Source organism: Sedimentitalea xiamensis, from assembly GCF_030164465.1.
Taxonomy (GTDB): domain Bacteria; phylum Pseudomonadota; class Alphaproteobacteria; order Rhodobacterales; family Rhodobacteraceae; genus Sedimentitalea; species Sedimentitalea xiamensis.
Map to the genome: position 1 here is coordinate 1 of NZ_JASNJE010000026.1, position 23552 is coordinate 23552.

The 23552-nt window shown below is 64.7% G+C and carries 17 protein-coding genes and 1 pseudogene; 8 read left to right on the forward strand and 10 right to left on the reverse strand.

Going from position 1 to position 23552, the window contains the following annotated elements:
- Positions 1–232: pseudogene (gene glyA / locus QO034_RS17280) on the reverse strand (serine hydroxymethyltransferase); the annotation flags it as partial.
- Positions 233–409: 177 nt separating this feature from the next.
- On the opposite strand from glyA, the gene QO034_RS17285 reads away from it, so the two are divergent.
- Positions 410–1171 (forward strand): NAD kinase, encoded by a 762-nt coding sequence (locus QO034_RS17285; RefSeq protein ID WP_284486780.1) that lies wholly within the window; start codon positions 410–412, stop codon positions 1169–1171.
- A gap of 263 nt (positions 1172–1434) precedes the next feature.
- On the opposite strand, the gene QO034_RS17290 is transcribed toward QO034_RS17285, so the two are convergent.
- Together QO034_RS17290 and QO034_RS17295 are read right to left on the reverse strand one after the other, a co-directional pair.
- Positions 1435–2994 carry an acyl-CoA synthetase gene (locus tag QO034_RS17290; protein ID WP_284486781.1) on the reverse strand — a complete coding sequence of 520 codons (1560 nt, stop codon included), beginning with the start codon at positions 2992–2994 and terminating at the stop codon, positions 1435–1437.
- A gap of 30 nt (positions 2995–3024) precedes the next feature.
- Positions 3025–4446, reverse strand: coding sequence for an amidase family protein (locus QO034_RS17295; protein ID WP_284486782.1), 1422 nt, complete (start codon positions 4444–4446; stop codon positions 3025–3027).
- Positions 4447–4595: 149 nt separating this feature from the next.
- On the opposite strand from QO034_RS17295, the gene QO034_RS17300 reads away from it, so the two are divergent.
- Positions 4596–5624 carry an endonuclease/exonuclease/phosphatase family protein gene (locus QO034_RS17300; RefSeq protein WP_284486783.1) on the forward strand — a complete coding sequence of 343 codons (1029 nt, stop codon included), beginning with the start codon at positions 4596–4598 and terminating at the stop codon, positions 5622–5624.
- A gap of 19 nt (positions 5625–5643) precedes the next feature.
- Here the strand turns inward: QO034_RS17300 and prpE are convergent, their stop codons facing one another.
- Both prpE and QO034_RS17310 read right to left on the reverse strand, forming a co-directional pair.
- Positions 5644–7533, reverse strand: coding sequence for a propionate-CoA ligase PrpE (prpE, locus tag QO034_RS17305; RefSeq protein WP_284486784.1), 1890 nt, complete (start codon positions 7531–7533; stop codon positions 5644–5646).
- Between the two features lie 489 nt (positions 7534–8022).
- Entirely contained in the window at positions 8023–10296 is a 2274-nt protein-coding gene (locus QO034_RS17310; RefSeq protein WP_284486785.1) for an NADP-dependent malic enzyme, read from the reverse strand.
- 223 nt (positions 10297–10519) lie between these two features.
- Between QO034_RS17310 and QO034_RS17315 the strand changes: the two genes are divergently transcribed.
- The 5 genes from QO034_RS17315 (at position 10520) to QO034_RS17335 (ending at position 14975) form a co-directional block, all read left to right on the forward strand.
- Positions 10520–11005 (forward strand): cytidine deaminase, encoded by a 486-nt coding sequence (locus QO034_RS17315; protein WP_284486834.1) that lies wholly within the window; start codon positions 10520–10522, stop codon positions 11003–11005.
- A 4-nt stretch (positions 11006–11009) separates the two neighbouring features.
- Positions 11010–12314: a thymidine phosphorylase gene (locus tag QO034_RS17320; RefSeq protein ID WP_284486786.1), complete on the forward strand. Its 1305-nt coding sequence runs from the start codon at positions 11010–11012 to the stop codon at positions 12312–12314.
- Positions 12314–13525 carry a phosphopentomutase gene (locus QO034_RS17325; protein WP_284486787.1) on the forward strand — a complete coding sequence of 404 codons (1212 nt, stop codon included), beginning with the start codon at positions 12314–12316 and terminating at the stop codon, positions 13523–13525. The genes QO034_RS17320 and QO034_RS17325 overlap by 1 nt, the downstream gene beginning before the upstream one ends.
- A gap of 87 nt (positions 13526–13612) precedes the next feature.
- Positions 13613–14245 carry a uracil phosphoribosyltransferase gene (gene upp, locus QO034_RS17330; RefSeq protein ID WP_284486788.1) on the forward strand — a complete coding sequence of 211 codons (633 nt, stop codon included), beginning with the start codon at positions 13613–13615 and terminating at the stop codon, positions 14243–14245.
- 64 nt (positions 14246–14309) lie between these two features.
- Complete coding sequence (locus QO034_RS17335; RefSeq protein WP_284486789.1) at positions 14310–14975, forward strand: hypothetical protein; 666 nt, start codon at positions 14310–14312, stop codon at positions 14973–14975.
- 28 nt (positions 14976–15003) lie between these two features.
- On the opposite strand, the gene QO034_RS17340 is transcribed toward QO034_RS17335, so the two are convergent.
- Positions 15004–16017, reverse strand: a complete 1014-nt coding sequence (locus QO034_RS17340) for a hypothetical protein (RefSeq protein ID WP_284486790.1) — start codon at positions 16015–16017, stop codon at positions 15004–15006.
- Between the two features lie 84 nt (positions 16018–16101).
- The gene (locus tag QO034_RS17345) at positions 16102–17730 is read right to left on the reverse strand and encodes an AMP-binding protein (RefSeq protein ID WP_284486791.1); all 1629 of its coding nucleotides are present in this window, start codon (positions 17728–17730) and stop codon (positions 16102–16104) included.
- A 228-nt stretch (positions 17731–17958) separates the two neighbouring features.
- Here QO034_RS17345 and QO034_RS17350 point away from each other — a divergent pair, with 228 nt between their 5' ends.
- Positions 17959–19119 carry a beta propeller repeat protein gene (locus QO034_RS17350; RefSeq protein ID WP_284486792.1) on the forward strand — a complete coding sequence of 387 codons (1161 nt, stop codon included), beginning with the start codon at positions 17959–17961 and terminating at the stop codon, positions 19117–19119.
- A 6-nt stretch (positions 19120–19125) separates the two neighbouring features.
- Here QO034_RS17350 and QO034_RS17355 read toward each other — a convergent pair whose 3' ends face one another.
- Genes QO034_RS17355 through QO034_RS17365 form a run of 3 tightly spaced genes read right to left on the reverse strand, consistent with a single transcriptional unit; the run spans position 19126 to position 23543 of the window.
- Entirely contained in the window at positions 19126–20106 is a 981-nt protein-coding gene (locus QO034_RS17355) for a hypothetical protein (protein WP_284486793.1), read from the reverse strand.
- Positions 20106–22307, reverse strand: a complete 2202-nt coding sequence (locus QO034_RS17360) for a 3-hydroxyacyl-CoA dehydrogenase NAD-binding domain-containing protein (protein ID WP_284486794.1) — start codon at positions 22305–22307, stop codon at positions 20106–20108. Before QO034_RS17360 ends, QO034_RS17355 begins: the two co-directional genes overlap by 1 nt.
- A gap of 24 nt (positions 22308–22331) precedes the next feature.
- On the reverse strand, positions 22332–23543 hold the full coding sequence (locus QO034_RS17365) for an acetyl-CoA C-acetyltransferase (RefSeq protein WP_284486795.1): 1212 nt from the start codon (positions 23541–23543) through the stop codon (positions 22332–22334).
- Between the last annotated feature and the right edge of the window lie 9 nt (positions 23544–23552).

Genomic DNA, 23552 nt, shown 5'->3' on the forward strand with positions numbered 1-23552 from the left:
AGCCGCCGTAATAGCGCCGTCCGGGATAGCCCTCGGCATACTTGTTGGTCATCACCGAGCCCTGCGCCGCCATCACCGCCGCCGAGACGATGTTCTCGGACGCGATCAGCTCGATCTCGTCGCGCTGCCGCCCCAGCTCCGCCGAAATCGCCCCGAATATCTCGGGATCGCGGCTCGACAGCGCGTCGGTGAAAAATCCGGGATCAACAGGGTCGCGATAGGGGGCGTTCATGGGGCAGGCTCCGATTGTGGCGGGGTGGGGCATTTATGCCGGACTCCCTACCGAAAACCGGCAGAGGCGGAAAGCCTTTTAAGCGACCGATGAGACGATTGGAGCGGCATGGCTGGTCAAGGGCGGAAAGGTGTGGTTGGGTCGGACCGGACCGCGCAGCACCGGAAACCTGACAGGATGTCTTTGAGAATTGCGTTCATGGCCAGCGAGGCCCCGGTTGCGCAGACCGCGCGCGCGGCCTTGATCGGGCGTTACGGCAACGTGGCGCCGCGCGATGCGGATGTGATCGTCGCCCTGGGCGGGGACGGGTTCATGCTGCGGACATTGCACGCGACACAGCAACTGGAGGCCCCGGTCTATGGCATGAACCGCGGCACCATCGGTTTCCTGATGAACGACTACAGCGAAACCGACCTCATGGACCGTTTGAAGGCCGCCGAAAAGGAGGTCATCAACCCGCTGTCGATGCGCGCCGTGGATCAGGCCGGACAGGTGCATACCGCGCTCGCGATCAACGAAGTGTCGCTGTTGCGCGCCGGGCCGCAGGCCGCGAAGCTGAAGATCACCGTGGATGGCCGCGTGCGATTGGCGGAACTGGTTTGCGACGGCGCGCTGCTGGCGACACCGGCGGGGTCCACCGCCTACAACTATTCGGCGCATGGGCCGATCCTGCCGATCGGGGCGGACGTGCTTGCCTTGACGGCCATCGCGGCGTTTCGCCCGCGCCGTTGGCGGGGCGCCTTGCTGCCGAAGACCGCGAAGGTCCGCTTTGACGTCATCGAACCGGACAAGCGCCCGGTCATGGCCGATGCCGATTCGATTTCGATCGATGATATCGACTGGGTGGAGATCCAGTCGGATTCCACGATCCAGCATCGAATCCTGTTCGACCCCGGACACGGGTTGGAAGAGCGGCTGATTTCGGAACAATTTACCTGAAGAACCGGGTCCGGATGGCGATTTTCCGGCGGGACGCGCCCCGTCGCGAAAAAAGGTGCCCGATGTCCACGCTTTTTTCATTTTGTGTGAACTAGCTTACAGTGCGATCGGGCTGAAGATGGCAAAAAGGGTGCATTCAAAGCAATCCGTTTTGCCAAGAGATTCAGGACTAACCGGTTGTTTGGTAAGGGGTAATTTTTTGCATAAGTCGGGCGCAGGGGGAACTCTGCGCCCGCATTTCGTGTCACGGTCCCCGTTGACGATCATGCGATGTTGCGGTCCCATCCCTCCCAGAAGGGCTTGCGCAGCTCGGTCTTGAGCACTTTGTTCGCACCGGACAGCGGAAACGGATCGGTGCGGAATTCGATGCTTCGCGGGCATTTGAATCCGGCAATCAGACTGTGGCAATGCGCCTTGATCTCGTCCTCGGTCACGCTGGCGCCTGGATGCAGGATCACGATGGCATGAACGCTTTCGCCCCATTGTTCGCTCGGGATGCCGATGACGGCGCTCGTGGCGACGGCGGGATGCTGGCCGATCACGTTCTCCACCTCGGCGGAATAGACGTTTTCGCCGCCTGATACGACCATGTCCTTGATCCGGTCCATCAGGAACACGAAACCTTCATCGTCCATGTATCCGGCGTCGCCGGTATATACCCAGCCATCCCGGATCGCTTCTGCGGTCGCCTCGGGCTTGTTCCAGTAGCCGAGCATGGTGATCGGTCCCTTGACGATGATATGTCCGACCTCGCCCGTGGGCAGGTCGGTGCCGGACGGATCGACGATCCGGATCTCGCAGACCCGCGTCGCCCGCCCGGCGGATCGCAGTTTCCCGGCCTTGGGCCCGTCCAGGACGTGATAGTCGGCGGCCAGTATGGTCGCCACCGGGCTGAGTTCGGTCTGGCCGAACGCCTGGGTGAAGGCGGCATTGGGAAACAGCCTGAACGCCTGTTTCAGCGCGGCTTCGGTGATCGGCGACGCCCCGTAGGCGATCAGCCGGACGGAGGAGATATCGGTGTCCGCGAGTTTCGGGCTTTGCATGATCATCTGCAACATCACCGGCACCAGCAGCACATGGCTCGGACGATGGGTCTGGATCGCCTCGAGCGTGTCGTCCGGCGTGAACATGGGAATGACCACATGCGTGCCGGCGACGATCGTGACGGCGGTGAACCAGAGCAGGTCGGCGATGTGGAACATCGGTGCGGCATGCAGATAGATGCACCGGTCTTCCAGCCGCAACTCGCTGACATTGGACATGCCGCCGACATAGAAATTGGTGTGTGACAGCATGACACCCTTGGGAAATCCGGTGGTGCCGCCGGTGTAGAATATACCGGCGAGGTCGTTGCCTCCTCGGTTCGCGTCCGGAACCGGGGCGGCGGCGGCCAGCAGGTCTTCGTAGTTCAGCATCCCGTCCGGCGTTTCGCCATCGCCGCAATAGATCAGCGTCTTCAGCAGTGGAACGTCGGCCTGCATCGCGGCGGCGACGGGCGCGAAGGCATCATCCACCAGCAGGATTTCAGCCCCCGCATCGTTGAGCGCATAGGCGCATTCGGCGGGTGCCCAGCGGATGTTCATCGGCATCATCGCCCCGCCGCCCCACAAGGTCGCGAAGAAGTATTCGACATAGCGGTCCGAATTCAGGGACAGTAGCGCCACCCGGTCGTCGGGCTGCATTCCGAGACCCTGCAGGGCCGAGGCCAGTTTGCTGACGCGCGTCACCATCTGCGACCAGCTTTGCCGCCGATCCTTGAATATGGTGGCGGTTCCGTTCGGGTTGATCTGCGCGGCGCGGCGCAGGATGGATGTCACGTGCATGGTTCAAGCTCTCCCGGAATGCAGGTCCCCTCAGCCCATCCGCGACCAAAGGGTATCGCAGAACCGTCCGATGCGGTCTTCGACCGCGACGCAGGCATCCACGAGCAGATCCTCGCGCCAGCGCCGGCCGACGATCTGAACGCTGATCGGTTGCGGACCCGCGGGCAGGTCGGCAAGCCGGACGGGCAGGTTGGCGGCGGGAAGCCCCATGTAGTTCATCGAGTAGGACCAGAGCGCGGACCCCAACGCTTCGCGCACGCCGTCGATGCCCTGGGTGTCGCGATCCGGCGCAAAGAACGGCTGCGGCAGGAATGGCGTCAGGATCAGAGGCGTTTGCGCGAGTTGCAGCGACCATTCGCGTGCAAAGTGGCTGCGTTGCGCCATCGCCTTCAGAAGCTCGGTGCCGCTGTAGGGCGGGAACTCTTCGAAATAGGCGTCGAAGACGGCATTGATGGTGGCGGACCCGTGCTTGCGGACGTCCGGTTCCATCAGGGCGCGCACCTCGCCCATCAGCGCGCGATAGCCGGTCAAGGCCGCTTCGCGCAGGCAGGGCGGATCGATGTCCTTGACCACATAGCCCGCGTCGCGCAGGGCGTCGCGGGCGTTGTCCAGCGCCTGCGAGACCTCGGGATGCAGGTCATAGTCGAAGGTTTCCTTGGTGAAGCCGACGGTGATCGGCCCGTCAAGCGGTTCGCCCCGCCATGGCAGCGGCACGTGGAACGGGTCGCGCGGGTCCGGCGCGATGGCGGCCGGCATCGACAGGTGGAGATCGGCGGCGGACCGCGCGATCAGCCCCTGCACCGACATGGCTTGCGCCAGCATTCCGCGTTCCGCGGTCTGGCTCGGGTTCCAGGCGGGGACGCGCCCGAGCCCCGGTTTGACCGTCACCGCGCCGTTGGCCGCGGCGGGAAACCGCAGGCTGCCGCCGATGTCGTTGCCATGGGCAAGTGCGCCGATACCGGCCATCACCGCCGAGCCGGCCCCGCCGGACGACCCGCCGGGCGAAATGTGGTCGCCCCATGGGTTGCGGGTGCGTCCATGCAGCGGGTTGTCGGTGTCGGCCCGGAACGAGAACTCCGGCGTGTTGGTGCGTCCGATCACAACCGCTCCGGCCCGTTTCAGGTTGTTGACAATTGGCGCATCCTCCGGCGCGATCACGTTCCTGAAAGCGGTGACGCCGTTCGTCGTGGCATGGGACTTCTGGTCGACATTGACCTTGATCGTGACCGGAACGCCGTGCAGCGGTCCCGACGCCTTGCCGCGGGAATCCAGATCGCGCGCCTGTTGCAGGGCCTCGCCGCTCAGGTCCTCGACGACCGCATTCAGGGCTGGATTGACCTCCTGCATGCGGGCGAGTGCCGCTTCGGTGGCCTGAACGGCTGTGATCCGTCCGTCGCGGATCGCGGTTGCGGTTTCCTCGGCGGTCAATTGCCAGATTGGTCTGTCGGTCATGGTTTGATGTGTCTCCCGGTTTTCCGGCAGCCTAGTCCGCTCGGCCCCCGGTGCAAGCGAAACCGCCATCCGGGCGACCGCAAGAAATTGTCGGGCGCGGGCGGTTCGGCTAGGCTTTGAGCTGACTGCAAGGGAAAGGCGCGTTCGACATGGCCTATTACAAATCCATCAGGGACTATCCGCCGGGCCGGGAGGCGCCGGGGCAAAGCGGTTGGATCGCGGACGGCCTGTTGCGGCTGCGGGCGGATCTGGCGGAGCAGATCCGGGACCAGAGGCGCGACAACTCGCTCATCATCGGGTCCTGGAACATCCGCGCCTTTGACGGCGGGCGCAGCCGACTGGACGAAAGCTATCACTATATTGCGGAGATCATCGACCATTTCGACATCTGCGCCGTGCAGGAAATCAAGCCGGATCTGGGGCCGCTGAAACGGCTGATCGGACTCATGGGCGACAACTGGGACTATTTCGTCACCGATGTCACCGCGGGAGACGGTGGCAATGACGAGCGCATGGCGTTTCTCTACAACCGGAACCGCGTGGTCTTCCGCAATCTGATCGGCGAGGTCGTTCTGCCGCGCGAGGCGCTGATCGCCGGCGAGCAGATCGCCCGTTCGCCATTCTTTGCGTCGTTCCAGGCCGACTGGTTCCGGTTCACGCTGTGCACGGCGCATATCCGGTTTGGCGATGACCTGGGTCTTCGGGCGCGGGAAATATCGACCCTTGCCTCCATCCTGGCCGACCGGGCCAGGGCCGAGGGGGAAGTCTATGTCCTGCTTGGCGACATGAACATCGAAACCAGCGAGGATCAGATGATGGCGGCGCTGAAGGGGGCGGGGTTCCATGTGCCGGATTTCGGCGCGACGAACCTTGGTGGCGACAGGCTGTTCGATCACATCGCCTTTTCCGGGCAGGGACGGGAAACCCGGCTCTTGCGCCAGGGCAAGTTCGACTGGCGCGGATCGGTCTTTCGCCCCGGCGACATGGCCGCATATGAAGAGATCGCCATGGCTATCCGCGACCGGCCGGACACCGGGAAACCCTATTCCGACTGGTCCAGGACCTATCCGACCTGGACGACGCATGAGATGTCGGACCACTTGCCGATCTGGATCGAGATCGAGGTGGATTATTCCGACGATTTCCTTCGGGGGATCGCAGAGGAGGCCGGCACATGACCCCCTCTCCGGTGCATCGTTACCTAGCGTAGCCGATGGTTTGCAATGCAGCCTTGATCTCGTCGAGGATGGCCGGATCGTCGATTGTCGCCGGCATCTTGAAATCTTCGCTGTCGGCGATCTTGACCATGGTGGCGCGCAGGATCTTGCCGGAGCGGGTCTTGGGCAGGCGATCCACCACCACGGCCAGCTTGAAGGCGGCGACGGGTCCGATCTTTTCCCGCACCAGCTTGACGCATTCGGTAGTGATCTCGGCCTCGGGCCGGTTCACCCCTTTGGTCAGGCACAGAAATCCGACCGGCATCTGCCCCTTGAGCTGATCCGTCACCCCGATCACCGCGCATTCGGCCACGTCCGGATGTTCGGCGAGCACCTCTTCCATCGCGCCGGTGGACAGGCGGTGGCCCGCGACGTTGATCACGTCATCGGTGCGCGCCATGATGTAGAGATATCCGTCCTCGTCGATCATCCCCGCGTCGCCGGTTTCGTAATATCCCGGGAAGGTGGTGAGATAGGATTTCCTGAACCGCTCCTCGGCGTTCCAGAGGTTGGGCAGGGTGCCGGGCGGCAGCGGCAGCTTGATCGCGATGGCACCGAGTTCGCCGGGTTTCATCGGGTGGCCGGCTTCGTCCAGGATTTGAACGTCATAGCCCGGCATCGCCACGGAAGGGCTGCCGATCTTGACCGGAAGGTGTTCTATCCCCAGCGGGTTGGCGGCGATGGCATAGCCGGTCTCGGTCTGCCACCAGTGGTCGATCACGGGCAGGTCCAGGATCTTCTGCGCCCAATGGATCGTATCCGGGTCGGCGCGTTCGCCGGCCAGGTAGAGTGTGTTCAGGCAGGACAGGTCGTAGGGCTTGGTGAAGGCGCCGTTGGGGTCTTCGCGCTTCACGGCGCGGATGGCCGTTGGGGCGGTGAAGAACGATTTGACCCCGTGTTCGGAGATCACCCGCCAGAAGGTGCCGGGATCGGGGGTGCCGACGGGCTTGCCTTCGAACACGATGGTCGTGTTGCCGTGGATCAGCGGTCCGTAGCAGATATAGGAATGGCCGACGACCCAGCCCACGTCCGACGCGGCCCAGAACACGTCGCCCGGTTCGACGTTGTAGATGTTCTTCATCGTCCAGTTCAGGGCGACGAGATGGCCGCCGGTGGCCCGGATCACGCCCTTCGGAGCGCCCGTGGTGCCCGAAGTATAGAGGATATAGGCGGGGTGGTTGCCTTCGACCGGCACGCATTCCGCCGGCTCCACGCCATACTGGAAGCCGTGCCAGTCGAAATCGCGCCCGTCTTCCAGGCGCGCGACCTCCTGCTCCCGCTGGAAGATCACGCAGAAGTCGGGTTGGTGTTCGGCCAGGTCCAGGGCGCCGTCCAGCAGCGGTTTGTAATGCACGACCCGGCCCGGCTCCAACCCGCAGGAGGCCGCGATGATCGCCTTGGGCTTGCAATCGTCGATGCGCACCGCGAGTTCGTTGGCGGCGAAACCGCCGAACACGACGGAATGCACCGCGCCAAGCCGCGTGCAGGCCAGCATCGCCTCCAGCGCCTCGGGCACCATCGGCATGTAGATGATCACCCGGTCGCCTTTTTCCACACCCTTCGCCCGCAACGCCCCGGCCAGCGTGGCGACGCGTTTGCGCAGTTCGGCATAAGAGATCTTGTGTTTGGTCTGGGTGATCGGGCTGTCATAGATGATCGCAGTCTGCGCCCCGCGACCGGCTTCGACGTGGCGGTCGACCGCGTTGTGGCAGGTGTTCACGAGCCCGTCGTCATACCAGCTGTAGATCGGGGCGTTGTCGCTGTTCAGCGCCTTGGACGGCGGCCTCACCCAGTCGATGGCCTTGGCGGCGTCCATCCAGAACGCTTCCGGGTCCTTTTTCCAGCTTTCATAGATTTCCGCATAGCTCATGGACTGTCCTCCTCCTGAGTTTGAGATCGTGTAGCGGGCTGACGCGGCGTCAGACAAGACAGTTACCGATACCAGTGGCAGAAGGACGCAAGAATTTGCAGATTTTCGGGGTTTCAACGTGCAAAGTTTTGCAAATTTGAATTTTCTATGCGGGCCGCTTGGGAAGACCTCTCTGGTTTGCAAAATTCACGGCGGTTCTTGCAAAACCGGTTCGCTTGGCGGAAAAGGCCAAATCGATCCGGGGGCAGCGTCCCGCATCGCTTCGCCAATGTCCGGAAACGACGCGCAAGTCGAAAATGCGACAGAGCGACTCGGGCGCACATGGCATTGAAATCGCGCGCCCGACAGGGTGTCGGGTGAAATTTCAAAGGTCGATTGTCGCTGTTAGGGCCGGAAAGACGCCGTCCTGTGCAATGCCGATCAGCCTGGAAAACAGGTCAGTTGAGAACGCCGCTCCGCCACATGCGTCACGCATGTGGCGGAATTATCTTAGCCGTAATGCGCCACCGGCGTCCCGGCGATGGCGGCCATGTTCAGCAATCCCCGCGCCGTGATCGACGGCGACACGATATGTGCGTTGTTCCCCATGCCCATCAGGATCGGGCCGACTTCCAGACCGTTCGCCTTGGCCTTCAGGATGTTGCGCACGCCGCTGGCCGCGTCCGCATGGGCAAAGATCAGCACATTCGCGGCACCCTCCAGGCGTGAATTCGGGAAGATGCGGGCGCGAAGCTCCGGGTCCAGCGCCACGTCGAGGTTCATTTCGCCTTCGTAGACGAAATCGCGCGGTCGCTGGTCGAGAATGCCGATGGCTTTTCGCAAGCGTTCGCCGGATCCGCCGCTCTGGTTGCCGAACTGCGATTGCGAACAGAAGGCGATCTTGGGCTCGAGTCCGAAACGGCGCACGTGGCGGGCCGCGCCTTCGGCGATTTCGGCAAGTTGTTCCGGGTTGGGCAACTGGTGGACATGGGTATCGGCGATGAACAGCGGACCGTCTTCCAGGATCATCAAGGACAGGGCGCCGTGCGGATGCAGGCTGGACGACCCGAGGATCTGGGTGATGTAGTTCAGATGCCAGCGGTATTCTCCGAAAGTGCCGCAGATCATGCTGTCGGCTTCGCCCCGGTGTACCATGATGCCGCCAATGGCAGTTGTGTTGGTGCGCATGATTGCCTTGGCGAGATCCGGGGTGACGCCCTTGCGTTCCATCAGCGTGTGATAGCTGGTCCAGTAATCGTAGTAGCGCGGGTCGTTTTCCGGGTTCACAAGCTGGAAGTCGCGCCCCGGTCGGATATCGAGTCCGATGCGCTCGCAGCGCTGCTCGATCACCTCCGGACGACCGATCAGGATCGGGGTCTCGGTGGTTTCTTCGAGGATCGCCTGCGCGGCGCGCAGCACGCGTTCGTCTTCGCCCTCGGCGAACACAATCCGGCGGCTCGCCATGCGGGCCGCTTCGAAGACCGGGCGCATCAGCAGGGCCGACTTGAACACGCTTTGGTTCAGCCGTTCGCGATAGGCGTCCAGATCCGCGATCGGGCGGGTGGCGACGCCGCTCTCCATCGCCGCGCGGGCCACCGAGGAGGACACGACGCCCACGAGGCGCGGGTCGAACGGTTTCGGGATCAGGTAGTCGGGGCCGAAGGTCATCTGTTCGCCGCTATAGGCGGCCGCGGCTTCGGCGCTGGTGGTTGCTCGGGCCAGTTCGGCGATGCCTTCGATGCAGGCCAGCTTCATCGCGTCGTTGATTTCGGTGGCGCCGACATCCAGCGCACCGCGGAAGATGAACGGAAAGCACAGCACGTTGTTCACCTGGTTGGGCACATCGCTGCGGCCCGTCGCGATGATCGCGTCCGGTGCGACCGATCGGGCGAGGTCGGGCTGGATCTCCGGGTTGGGATTGGCCAGCGCGAAGATGATCGGCTTGCTGGACATCTTCCTGACCATGTCGGCGGTCAGGATGTCCGCGCCGCTCAGCCCGAGGAACATGTCCGCGTCGCCGATCACGTCGTCGAGAGTCCGCAGGTCCGTCTTTTGCGCGAACAGGGTCTTGTGCGGGTTCATGTCCTCGGTGCGGCCTTCGTGGACAAGCCCATGGATGTCGCAGAGCCAGATGTTTTCCCGCTTGGCGCCCATCTTGATCAGCATGTTCAGGCAAGCGATCCCGGCCGCGCCACCGCCCGTGCTGACGATCTTCACATCCTCGAACGCCTTGCCGGCCACCAGCAGCGCGTTCTTGGCGGCGGCGCCGACGACGATGGCGGTGCCGTGCTGGTCGTCATGGAAAACGGGGATGTTCATCCTTTCGCGGCAGATCTGTTCGACGATGAAGCAATCCGGCGCCTTGATGTCTTCAAGGTTGATGGCCCCGAAGGTCGGGCCAAGGGCGCAGACGATTTCGGCCAGTTTCTCCGGGTCGGTTTCATCGACTTCGATATCAAAACAGTCGATATTGGCGAATTTCTTGAACAGGACCGCCTTGCCTTCCATCACCGGCTTGCTGGCCAGCGCGCCGATGTTCCCAAGCCCCAGAACCGCCGTTCCGTTGGACACCACGCCGACGAGGTTCGCCTTTGTCGTGTAGCGCGCGGCCGAAGCGGCATCGTCCCGGATTTCCAGACAGGCTTCCGCCACGCCCGGCGAATAGGCGCGCGACAGGTCGCGGCCGTTCGCCATGGGCTTGGTCGCCCGGATCTCGAGTTTTCCCGGTTTCGGGAACTCGTGATAGAACAGCGCTGCCTGACGCAGACTCTGGTTGTCGGACATGTTTCGGCTCCTCCGGAAATTTAGTTTAGCCTTAAACTAACGGGCGGGCACCGGACAACCTCGAATTTCGCGAAAGGTGCTTCAGCCGTTTGCTTGCAGAATCTGTTGCGGCCCGCCAATCTTGACGGAAAATTCGCAGGGTCCGCATGTCCGATATCATAGCTGAATTGCGACTGCCTACAGAAGAGTTGCGCGAGGGTATCGCGTTGTTCCGGAAACCGCTCTGTTTCACGCTCCGACCGGCAGCAAACGATGTGGAAACTCCGATTCGCGGAATCGCGCCGCGCGGTCCGATCAAACCAGAACTGGACAGGGAATGACATTGAAAGATACGGCCATAAAGGTGCGCCTGAACGCGCATGCCCCCTATTCCAACTTCAAGGTCGGGGCTGCCATCCGCGCGGCGTCCGGCGCGATCTTTGCCGGTTGCAACGTCGAAAACGTATCCTATCCCGAAGGCACCTGCGCCGAAGCCGGCGCGATAGCCGCGATGGTGGCGGCGGGGGAAACGGAACTGACCGAAGTCTACGTGATCGCGGACAGCCCGATGCCGGTGTCGCCCTGCGGCGGCTGCCGGCAGAGGCTGGCCGAATTCGGAGCCGGCGAAGTGCGGGTCACGATGGCGACCACCGGCGGGGCAGAACAGGTGGCGACCCTGGGCGAACTGCTGCCCGGCGCCTTCAACACCGATCACATGGCGGACCGGTAGGCCGATGGATGCCCGCGCCATTCTCGCCAAGCTGCGCCGGCACGAGGCGCCGAGCGAAGCGGAATTGCGCTGGTTCTCCAACGGGCTTGCCGACGGGCATATCAGCGATGCACAGGCCGGGGCCTTCGCCATGGCGGTCTGCATGGGCCAGTTGGGAGAAGCGGCGCGCGTCGCCCTGACGCTAGGGATGCGCGACAGCGGTGACGTGCTGGACTGGGATCTTCCGGGGCCGGTCATCGACAAGCATTCCACCGGCGGCGTCGGCGATTGCATTTCCCTGTTGCTGGCCCCGGCGCTGGCCGAATGCGGCGGCTTCGTGCCGATGATCTCGGGGCGCGGACTTGGCCATACGGGCGGAACCCTGGACAAGATCGAATCCATTCCCGGCGTGTCCACCGCGGTCGCGCAGGAGTCGCTGGGCGAAATCGTCGCCAGGGTCGGTTGCGCCATCGTCGGCGCGACAGCCCGGATCGCTCCGGCGGACAAGCGTCTTTATGCCATTCGGGACGTGACCGGGACGGTGGAAAGCCTTGACCTGATCACCGCGTCGATCCTGTCCAAGAAACTGGCCGCAAGCCCGCAGGCACTGGTTCTTGACGTCAAGGTGGGCAGCGGCGCCTTCATGAAAACCATGGAGGACGCGCGCGCGCTGGCGAGGGCGTTGACCACGGCTGCGAATGCCGCCGGATGCAGGACGACGGCGGTGATCACCGACATGAACCAGCCGCTCGCGCCGGCACTCGGCAACGCGCTGGAAGTCGCGGAGGTGATGAAGGCGCTGACCGGCGAAACGGAAGGCCCGCTGGTGCAGCTGAGCGCGGCGCTTGGCGGGGTGCTTCTGGCCGACGCGGGCCTTGCGGATGACGTTCAGGCGGGGGCCGACAGCATCGCCGCGACCATTCGCGACGGTCGTGCCGCCGAACGGTTTGGCCGGATGGTGGCCGCTCTGGGTGGGCCGGTCGCGTTCCTGGACGACTGGCGCCGGTTCCTGCCGGAAGCCGACGTGATCCGTGAAGTGATCGCGCCTGCGGATGGCAATGTGGCGGCGATCGATGGCGAAGCACTGGGGCTGACGGTGGTCGACCTGGGCGGTGGACGCCAGGTCGAAAGCGATGTCGTCGATCCGTCCGTCGGTCTGTCGGGGCTGGTCAGGCTGGGGCAGCAGGTCGCGAAAGGGCAGACGATCGCGGTCGTTCACGCGGCGCGCGAGGATGCCGCGCTGGCGGCGGAGCGCGCCGTTCTGAACGCCATCGCGCTGGGTCATGCTCCGGGCGCGGTTCCGGATCTCATTCACGAAAGGATCGACTGATGGCCCGTGCGTTTCTGGTGGTCATGGATTCGGTCGGGATCGGTGGAGCGCCCGATGCCGCCCGGTTCTTCAACGGGTCCAAACCGGACACCGGGGCGAATACCGTCGCGCATATCGCGCAGGCCTGCATGGCCGGACGCGCCGAACAGGGCCGGAGCGGGCCGCTGCGGTTGCCGGCGCTTTCGGCCCTGGGACTCGGATCGGCGGTGCGCCTGGCTTCGGGCGAAGCCGCGCCGGGTCTGGGCGAGGCGACATCGGGGCTTTGGGGCGCGGCGACGGAACAGTCGCTCGGCAAGGACACGCCCTCGGGGCATTGGGAACTGGCGGGCGTGCCGGTTCCTTGGGAGTGGCATTATTTTCCGGATGCGGAACCGGCGTTTCCCACGAGCCTGTCGGACCGCGCGGCCCGGCTGGCGGGCACAGAGGGGATCCTGGGGAATTGTCACGCCAGCGGGACCGACATCATCGACAGGCTGGGGGCGCAGCATGTAAAAAGCGGCTGGCCGATCTGCTATACCTCGGCCGATTCCGTGTTTCAGATCGCCGCGCATGAGGACAGTTTCGGGCTCGATCGCCTGCTGGACCTCTGCGCCGGACTTGCCCCGACGCTTCATGCGATGAAAGTCGGTCGCGTGATCGCCCGGCCTTTCGCCGGAACGCCCGAAACCGGATTTCACCGTACCGCGAACCGCCGCGATTACGCCATTGCGCCGCCCGCACCGGTTCTGACCAACTGGGTGCAGGACGCCGGGCGGCGGGTTCACGCCATCGGCAAGATCGGGGACATCTTTTCGATGCAGGGCATCGACGATGTCGTCAAGGGCAGGGATGCCGACCTGATGGCGCGCCTGTCCGGTCTGGTGGATACGGCCGAAGACGGCAGCCTGACCTTCGCGAATTTCGTCGAGTTCGACAGCGACTACGGGCATCGCCGGGACATCGCCGGTTATGCCGCAGCGCTGGAACGGTTCGATGCCGCCATCGGGTCGATCCTGGCGCGGCTGCGCGACGACGACATCCTCGTCCTTACCGCCGATCACGGCAATGATCCAAGCTGGAGCGGAACCGACCACACCCGCGAACGGGTGCCGGTTCTGGTCGCGGGCAAGGGCGCCGGGTCGGTCGGGCATGTCGGCTTCGTCGATGTCGCGGCCAGTGTCGCGCATCACCTCGGTGTCGCGTCTCGGGGGGCGGGGCGCAGTTTTTTCTGAGGCGCAAGGGCAGGATGCGGGTTGCGAGCCGGGTCTGGCTGGCTCAAAAAGGGGCAGTCCCTCAGCGGCCAATCCGGGAGAACCGCCATGTCCGAATCCGTCACCGTCGTCGATCATCCGCTTGTGCAGCACAAGCTGACCCTGATGCGCGAAAAGGCGACCTCAACGGCCGTCTTCCGCCAGCTTCTGCACGAGATCACGCAGCTTCTGGCCTATGAGATCACGCGCGAGATGCCGATGACGACAAAGGCGATCGAAACGCCGCTGGAACGGATGGACGCGCCGACGCTGGCGGGCAAGAAACTGGCGCTGGTGTCGATCCTGCGGGCCGGGAACGGGATGCTGGACGGCGTTCTGGAACTGATCCCGCTGGCGCGGGTCGGGTTCATCGGCCTGTATCGCGATGAAGCGACCCTGAAGCCGGTCCAGTATTATTTCAAGGTTCCCGAAGCGTTGGATGATCGTCTGGTGATCGTCGTCGATCCCATGCTGGCGACGGGAAATTCTTCTGCCGCCGCCGTGGACCTTCTGAAGAAGGCCGGTGCGGACAACATCCGTTTCCTGTGCTTGCTGGCCGCTCCGGAAGGGATCAAGCGGATGCAGGAGGCGCATCCGGACGTTCCGATCTTTACCGCTGCGATCGATCGCGGGCTGAACGAGAAAGGCTATATCATGCCGGGTCTCGGAGACGCCGGGGACCGCATGTTCGGAACGAAATAGACCGTCTTTACGTTGCCATAACGCGAATCTGTTTCACTCGCCGCGAATTGCCGCGAGGGTGAAGATGAAAACAGGTCTGTTCGGTGTGGCGCTGCCTGGGTTTGCGATGTTCGCGACCGCGCTCTGGGCGCAGGCGCTCCCGCCCCTGTCCCGACCGGCAGAGATGCCGCCTGCCACATTCACCGGATCGCAGTATGTCGACAGCAAGGGCTGTGCCTTCCGGCGCGCGACGGTGGACGGACATGTGACTTGGGCGGCACGGATGACCGGTGCCCGTCAGCAGGTCTGCGGCCTGCCTCCGAGCGTGGCGCCCGAGGGCATGGCCGTCGATGCCGCGATCCGGGCGGGTGCGCCGAAACAGGCAGGGGTTAGACCTGCGTCTCCGGTCCGCGCGGCGCAAGGCCAGCGCCGGAAATCCCGGAATGCGTCTGTCCTGCGCGGGTATCGCCCGGTCTGGAAAGACGACAGGCTCAATCCCTCGCGCGGCAAGACGAATCCCGTGCCCGTTGCCGGTGCTTTCGACCTGGCACCGCCAGGCGGGTATGTTCCGGTCTGGCGGGACGGTCGCCTGAACCCCCGACGCGGCCCGCGCCCGGTCCAGCGCGAAGCGGGCCGGGCCGGGCCGCGCGCGCCGGCGGCGTCGGATCCGGTCCGATCCGCCGCGGCGCAGGTGAATCGGATATCGACCCGGCCGGGATCGCCGGGAAAGATGCCTCGCGCGGACAGGTAGACCCTGCCGGACGGCAGGTGCCGGGCTATCAGCCGCCGCAGATCGTTTGCAGCAAGACCCAGTCCCTGTCGCGCAACACCGGTTCCGGATCGGTTCCCGCCATCGGATCGGCTTCGATCAGATCCAGAACGGTTTCGCCGGACGGGTCGAAGGCATAGGCGTAGGGCGTCGATGGCACGCCCGCCGCCCCGAATGCGCTCAGCAGCGTATCTGGCGGCAGGGGCGGCCGGATTTCCACCAGAACATGTTCGGCGTAACGATCCAGCGTGTCCTGCGTCAGCTGGCCGGTCGTCAGAAGGCGGAATGACGCCAGCGGCCCGGCCTCGATCAGGAGATCGGCCAGCGGATCGGACTGCTCGGATCGCACCCGTTCCGCCAGGATATACCCGGCCAGGACTGCCGGATCCTCGTGGTTTTCGATCAGTGCCTTGTTGAGCAGGATGATCCGGCCGGGCAGGTGCCTCGTATCCGGAACGCCATCGCGCAGGACGACCACCTTGCGGACCCCCGTCCGGCGCGCCAGACTGCCCAGGACCGGCGCGGTTTCCGCAGAATAGCACGCCCGCCCGGCGACCCGCTCGATCCGGTCGAGAATGGCCTGGCCGATGTCCTGCCGCCGGATGTCCGGCACGACGCTGACGGTCTGGCGGACCAGCGCGCCCGGCAGCCAGAAAACGCCCAGCCCCAGCACCGCCGCCAGCACGCCTGCCATGCCCACATGCCGCAATCGCCCCGGATGGGGGCGGGCGCGGTCCATGGCCCGGCGCAGCTTTTCGATGGCCTCGATCATGCTAGTTTCGTCCTGGGCGATTTCGAGCGTTTCGCCCGGATCGCCGGCCGGATAGTAGATCGCCGGGAACTGGCCCGGATTGACCCGCTGCAACGCCGCGAGAGACCAGTGCGTCAGCGGCTGTTCCTTCATGTCGGTCATCGTGAGAGTCGCGTCGCCGATGGACACGATGACCTCGCGGCGTTGATCACCGGGCTTCGCGCGCCAAAGGCCGGAGGCTTCGAGCCGCTGGTATTGCTTCAATGCCGTCATATTTGCAGGGTCTGCCGGGCCTCTGTTTTGCCGCAGACTAGCATGTGCGCCGCGCGGGCGGCAAATGGCTTTCGGCGCTCCGCCTCAGGAAATCCCCGCTGCGACCTGACGCAGTTCGAACTTCTGGATCTTGCCGGTGGAGGTCTTCGGCAACTCCAGGAACACGACCTTCTTCGGGGCTTTGAACCCGGCCAGCGTCCGGCGCGAGAACGCGATCAGATCGGCTTCGGTCGCGGTCGCTCCTTCCTTGAGTTCGACAAAGGCGCAGGGCACTTCGCCCCATGTCGCGTCGGGTTTTGCAACGACTGCCGCAAGAAGCACGTCCGGATGGGCCATCAGAACGCCTTCGACTTCGACGGAACTGATGTTCTCGCCGCCCGAGATGATGATGTCCTTGGCGCGGTCGGCGATCTGGATATAGCCGTCCGGGTGCTGGACGGCGATGTCGCCGGAATGGAAATACCCGCCCTTGAAGGCTTCCGCGGTCGCTTCCGGGTTCTTGTAATATCCTTTCATGACCCCGTTTCCCCGCATCACGATTTCCCCCTGCGCCGCCCCGTTCATCGGGATCTGCGCCATCGTGTCATCGGCGACGGTGATATGCTCCATGAACGGCATGGCGACGCCCTGGCGGGCCTTGATCGCGGCACGGGCATCGCCCTCCAGGTGATCCAGATGCGGGCCCCATGTGCATTCCGTCGCCGGGCCATAGACTTCGGTCAGCCCATAGACCTGGGTGACGTTGAACCCCATCGGTTCGATCTTGGCCAGCGTTGCCGGGGCCGGGGGCGCGCCCGCGGTAAAGACCTGCACCGTATGATCAAAGCTGCGGCGTTCGGAGTCCGGCGCGTTGACCAGCATGTTCAGGACGATGGGTGCGCCGCCGAAATGGGTGGCCTTTTCGTCGGCGATCGCATCGAAGATCGCCTTTGCGGTGATGTCCCGGCAGCAGACGATCGTGCCGCCGACCATCGGCATCATCCAGGTGTGGCACCAGCCGTTGCAGTGAAACAGCGGCACGATGGTGAGGTAGCGCGGGCGCAGCACCATGCCCCAGCTGATCACCTGGCCCATGGCGTTGAGATACGCGCCGCGATGGTGATAGACGACGCCCTTGGGCCGTCCGGTGGTGCCGCTGGTATAGTTCAGCGCGATGCTTTCCCATTCGTCCTGCGGCAGGATCCAGCCGAAATCGTGATCCGCATTGCCCAGCACCTGTTCATAGGTGGCGTGGCGGCCGCTGGCCGGATGCCCGGCAGCGGCATCGGGCACTTCGACGATTATCGGCGCGGGTCCGTCCAGGCGGTCGATCGCGGCTTCGGCCAGTTCGGTGAACTGGCTGTCCGCCAGCACCACCTTGGCGCCGCCATGTTCCAGGATGTAGGCGACCGTGCCCACATCCAGCCGGGTGTTGATCGCGTTCAGGACCGCGCCGCAGGCGGGCACGCCGAAATGCGCCTCGGCATGGGCGGGGATATTGGGCAGGATCGTCGCCACCACGTCGCCGGGTTCGACACCCATCGCCGCCAGTCCCGACGCCAGGCGGGTGCAGCGGTCGTAATACTCGGCATAGGTCTTGCGGTGGCTCCCGTAGATGACGGCCATCTCGTCGGCATAGACATGCGACGCCCGGCGCAGGGCGGAAAGCGGGGTCAGGGGCACATGGTTCGCGGCTGTTTTCTCCAGCCCGGTTTCGTCTTTCATCCAGCCCATGATGTCCTCCGCTGCGGAATTGGTTCTGGCGGAATATTGCGACGGGGCCGCGACAAAGGAAAGCCCGTGTCTGGACATTGCGATCACACAGGATTGCAATCGCCGGCGCCGATGATCCTGAGCACCGGCTGCGGCTATGTCTTTGTCCACATCCCCGAGACCGGCAGACCTGTCTCCGAATCTCGATCCGTGCTATGCGAGCGCATGTGTCCGAACCCGAGGCGTGCCATGGCGACTTCCGGAATGACCCTGTTGCTGGGAACCACCAAGGGCGTATTCCTGCTCCGTGGCGGACGGGGTCGCAGCGGCTGGTCCGTGGATGGCCCATGCTGTGACGGCTGGCCGATCAATCATGTGGTCGGGGATGCCGAAACCGGAACGATCTGGGCCGGAGGCGGCGGCGATTGGCACGGTGCGGGGGTCTGGCGATCCCGCGACGGTGGCGGCAACTGGGACCTCGTGCGGCTGACCAGGGGCACGATGGATGACTGGGCGGCGAACGATCCCGGCTTCGCGGCGATGATCGGCTGGACGGAGGAACCGCTGCCGTTTCACAACGAATTCACGCAGATCTGGTCGCTGGGGCGGGTGCACGGCAAGCTCTACGCCGGGACCAAACCCGCCGGCCTGCTGGTCAGCGACGATGACGGCGACAGTTGGCGACGGGTTCAGGGGTTGAGCGATCATCCTTCGACCAGGGATTGGAATCCGGGCGCGGCGGGTCTGGTGCTGCACACCATTGTCGGCGATCCGAACGATGCGCGGAAGCTGTGGGTCGGGATTTCGGCTGCGGGTGTCTTCGCGACCGAGGACGGCGGCGCATCGTGGGAAAGGCGCAACCGCCTGTCCAACGCCGAAGCCTGCGCAGATCATGACCATCCGGCGGCACCGCGCGACGGGGAAACCGGGCATTGCGTGCACAACATGATGCGGGCGGCTGGCGCGGACGACCTGCTCTATCAGCAGAACCATCACGGGGTCTGGCGGTCGGGCGATGGCGGGCGCAGCTGGGAGGACATCACGCCGGGACTGCCCTCGACCTTCGGGTTTCCGATCCGGGTGCATCCGCGCGATCCCGGCACGATCTGGACCCTGCCGCTGAATGGCGACTCGTCCGGGCGCTACCCGCCCGAAGCCGCGGCGGCGGTCTGGCGGTCCCGCGATGGCGGGCAAAGCTGGCAAGACCTGCGCGAAGGTTTGCCGCAGGAAAACTGTTTCTTCACCGTGCTGCGGCAGGCGATGGCCGGCGACGCGCGCGAATCCGCCGGAATTTATTTCGGCACCAACAGCGGATCGGTCTTCGCCAGTCTCGATGAGGGCGACACCTGGAAAGAGATTGCCCGCCACCTGCCGACGATCCTTGCGGTCGAGACGCTGGACATCGCCTGAACCCGTTCAGCCCGGCGGGTCCGGCGATGGCGAGGCGGGAAACGGCAACAGCCGCCAGACCAGTCCGATGGCGATGCCGGTCGCGAGCGTCAGGGCGACGGCGATCAGCGCGGCTTCGAGCCGGAACAGGGCTGCATCCTGTCCGGGAGCGGTGCCGAGCAGCACAGCCGCCGTGATGGCGGCGGGCGCAAGAGGCAAGGGGTGGGGCAGGTAGCGCAGCCCGAGCAGGAGCAGGCAGACGGCCAGCAGCAAGGGAATGCCGTCGGGCAAATCGAACGGGGTCATGAACAGCGCCAAAGCGCATCCGACGGCCGCTCCGGCGCCAAATCGCAACGCTGCCCGTATGGTGCGCCCTTGTGGCGTGAGCGCCCGCACCACGAAGAGCAGCACCAGCCAGTGACCGAAAGGCGACCCGATCTTCTCGGTCAGGACAAGCGCAGCGGACAGCCCGGCCAAAAGGAAGATGACAAGGCCGACGGCGAATCCAGCTCCCGAAGGCGGTGGCGCCGCTATTGCTGTCAGGTTCAGCAACCGGGCCGCGACCAGCCCCCAGGCCAGACCGATGAGTAGCCAGGGCAAAGCGGCTCCGATCGGCGGCATGGCCGGAATCAGCAGGATGGAAAGCCAGCCATACAGCGCGGCGACAAAGGCCCGTCCGCCAATCACGCGGGATTCGATGCCGGCACCGGCGGCCAGCAGGGCGGCAAAAAACCAGAGCCCCGCAATATCCGGCCAGAGCAATAGCGAGGCGAGGGCGATGGCGAGGCTGAGAATTGCGAGGTAGGGTGCCGGGGGACGCCCCATTGTTCCGGCCATAAGCCCCGGTATCAACCCGGACAAGGCCGGCGCGAACCCGATGCCGCCGGGAGAAAGAATAGCGGCCAGGAGCAGGAGACTGCTCCCGGCCGCAACCAGTTTACAGATCAGCGACCAGGGCAGGACGCGGCGCGAAGGTTCGGACCCAGGTGCCGCGCCCGTCTCGGGCATCACGCCGCCCGCGACTCGGCGGAGAAGCGGCCATAGAAGGTCTGGCCCTTCTCGGCCATCTCGCGCAGCAGCGCCGGGCACTTGAAGCGTTCGCCGTATTTGGCCTCCAACTGGTCGCAGCGTTCGGCGGCATAGGGCGTGCCGATGATGTCGAGCCAGCTGAGCGGGCCGCCGGACCAGGGCGCGAAACCCCAGGCCAGGATCGCGCCGACATCGGCCTCGCGGATGTCTTCGATCACGCCTTCTTCCAACGCACGCACCGCTTCCAGAACCTGCACGAACATCAGCCGTTCCTGCACTTCGATCAGATCGGGCTGCTCGTCAGCCAGCGGGTACTTGTCGTGGATGCCCTGCCAGTAACCGGTGCGTTTGCCCTTGTCGTCATAGTCGAAATAACCGGCCTTGGCCTTGCGCCCGAGCCGCCCCTGTTCCTCCATCCAGAACACGAGGTTGTCGGCCTCGGACGCCGGGTAGTCGTCGCCCATCGCCTGCATCGTGGCGCGGGCGATCTTGGCGGCCAGATCGATGCTGGTCTCGTCGCCCAGTTGCACCGGGCCGACCGGGAAGCCGAGCTGCTGCGCGGCGTGGTCGATCAGGACCGGTGCGACGCCTTCGGTGATCATCCGGGTGGCTTCGTTGCCGTATGGAATGATGCAGCGGTTGCAGTAGAAGAACCGGGCGTCGTTCACCACGATCGGGGTCTTGCGGATCTGGCGCACGTAATCCAGCGCCTTGGCGACGGCGCGGGGGCCGGTTTCCTTGCCCTTGATGATCTCGACCAGCAGCATCCTTTCGACGGGGCTGAAGAAGTGGATGCCGATGAACTGCTCCGGGCGCCCCGATGCCTTGGCCAGCCCGGTGATCGGCAGGGTCGAGGTGTTGGAGGCGAATATGCAGTCCTCGGGGATGATCGCTTCGACCTTCTGGGTCATCTCGGCCTTGACCTTCGGGTCTTCGAACACCGCCTCGATGATCAGGTCGCAGCCCTTGAGCTGGTCCAGATCCGGGGTGGCGGTGATGAGGTTCAGCATCGCCTCTTTCTTCTCGGGCGTCACTTTCTTGCGCGCGATGCCCTTGTCGAGATAGGTCTCGGTATAGGCTTTGCCCTTGTCCGCCGCTGCCTGGTCGCGGTCGATCAGCACGACCTCGATACCGGCCTGTGCGCTGACCAGCGCGATGCCGGCACCCATCATGCCCGCGCCCAGCACGCCCAGCTTTTTCACCCGTTGATCGGGCACGTCCCTGGGCCGCACCGCGCCCTTTTCAAGCGCTTCCTTGTTCACGAAAAGCGACCGCACCATGGCGGAGGAGGACGGGTTCATCAGCAAATGGGTGAACCAGCGCGCCTCGATCCGGAGCGCGGTGTCGAAATCGACCAGCGCGCCTTCATAGACCGCGCTCAGCAGCGCCTTGGCCGCCGGGAAAGCGCCTTTGGTCTTGCCATGCACCATGGCGGCAGCGCCCACGAAGGTCATGAATCCCGCCGGATGGTAGGGCGCGCCGCCGGGCATCTTGTAGCCCTTGGCGTCCCAGGCTTTCACCAGGTCTGCGTCCTTGGCGGTCAGCACCCAGTCGCGCGCCGCGGCGACCGGATCGTCGGCCACCTCGTCGATCAGGCCCGCCGCCTTGGCCTTGGTCGGCTCCAGCATCCTGCCTTCGAGCAGGAAGGAAGACGCGCCCATCGCGCCGAGCTTGCGCACCAGCCGCGTGGTGCCGCCACCACCGGGGAACAGGCCGACCATGATCTCGGGCAGGCCGATCCGCGCCTTGGGGTTGTTGGCGGCGAAAATGCGATGCGTGGCCAGCGGCAGTTCCAGCCCGATGCCGGCGGCGGTGCCGGGCAGGGCGGCGGCAATCGGCTTGCCGCCCTTCTTGGTCTTCGGGTCCATCCCCGCCAGTTCCATCTTGCGCATCATGTGATGGCCTTGCATCACGAAATCGAACAGCGCCTCAGCCGGGTCATCGCCCGCCTGATCGCGGATCACCGCCAGTTGCGTCAGGTCCATGCCGCCGGCAAAGGAACCGGGCTTGCCCGAGGTGATGACGATGCCCTTCACCGCATCGTCAGCCAGCGCATCGTCCAGCAGGGCGTTCAACTCGCGCATGCCATCCATGCGCATGACGTTCATGGATTTCTCCGGCACGTCCCAGGTGATGAGGGCGACGCCGTCGGCGTCCTTCTCCATAGTGAAATCGGTCATGTCTTGTCTCCTGATCCAGGCCGCTTACACGCGCTCGATGATCGTTGCCGCGCCCATGCCGGACGCGATGCACAGGGTGGCGAGGCCGGTCTGCTTGCCGGTGCGTTCAAGCTCGTCCAGCAGGGTGCCGATGATGATCGCGCCGGTGGCGCCCAGGGGGTGACCCATGGCGATGGAGCCGCCGTTGACGTTGACCTTTTCCGGGTCGACATCGAAGGCCTGCTGGAAGCGCAGCACGACGCTGGCAAAGGCTTCGTTGACCTCGAACAGGTCGATATCGCCGATCTCCATGCCGTTGTCCTTCAGGATCTTCTCGGTCACCGGCACCGGGCCGGTCAGCATGATGGTGGGATCGGTGCCGATCTTGGCGGTGGCCTTGATGCGGGCGCGGGGCGTGAGCCCGTATTTCGCGCCGAATGCCTTGTTGCCGATCAGCACGGCGGCGGCCCCATCCACGATGCCCGAGCTGTTGCCCGCATGGTGGATGTGGTTGATCCGCTCCAGATGCGGGTATTTCAGCAGCGCGACATTGTCGAAACCGGGCATCTGTTCACCCATCATCTGAAAGGCCGGGTTCAGCGCGCCAAGGCTCTGCATGTCGGTCTGCGGGCGCATGTATTCGTCGTGATCGAGGATCGGCAAGCCGTTCTGGTCGCGCACGGTGATGACGGATTTCGCAAAGCGGTTTTCGTCCCAGGCCGCCTTGGCGCGGCGCTGGCTTTCCACGGCGAGCGCATCGGCCTGATCGCGGGTGAACCCGTATTCGGTGGCGATGATATCGGCGGAAATCCCCTGCGGCACGAAATAGGTCTCGAAGGCGACCGAGGGGTCGGCGGCGATCGCCGCACCATCGCTGCCCATGGCCACGCGGCCCATCATCTCGACACCGCCGGCGATATAGGCATCGCCCGCGCCGCCCTTGACTTGGTTGGCGGCCAGGTTCACCGCTTCCATTCCGCTCGCGCAGAAGCGGTTGATCGCCAGACCGGGAATGGATTGATCCAGATCGGACGCGAGAACCGCGGAACGCGCCAGGCAGCCGCCCTGTTCCATCACCTGCGTGACATTGCCCCAGATCACGTCCTCGACCGCGTGACCGTCGAGATTGTTGCGTTCCTTCACGGCATTCAGCGTCAGCGCGGACAGGCGCAGGCTGGTCACTTCGTGCAGCGCTCCGTCCTTGCGCCCCTTGCCGCGCGGGGTGCGCAGCGCGTCGTAGATATAGGCTTCGGTCATGATTCTCTC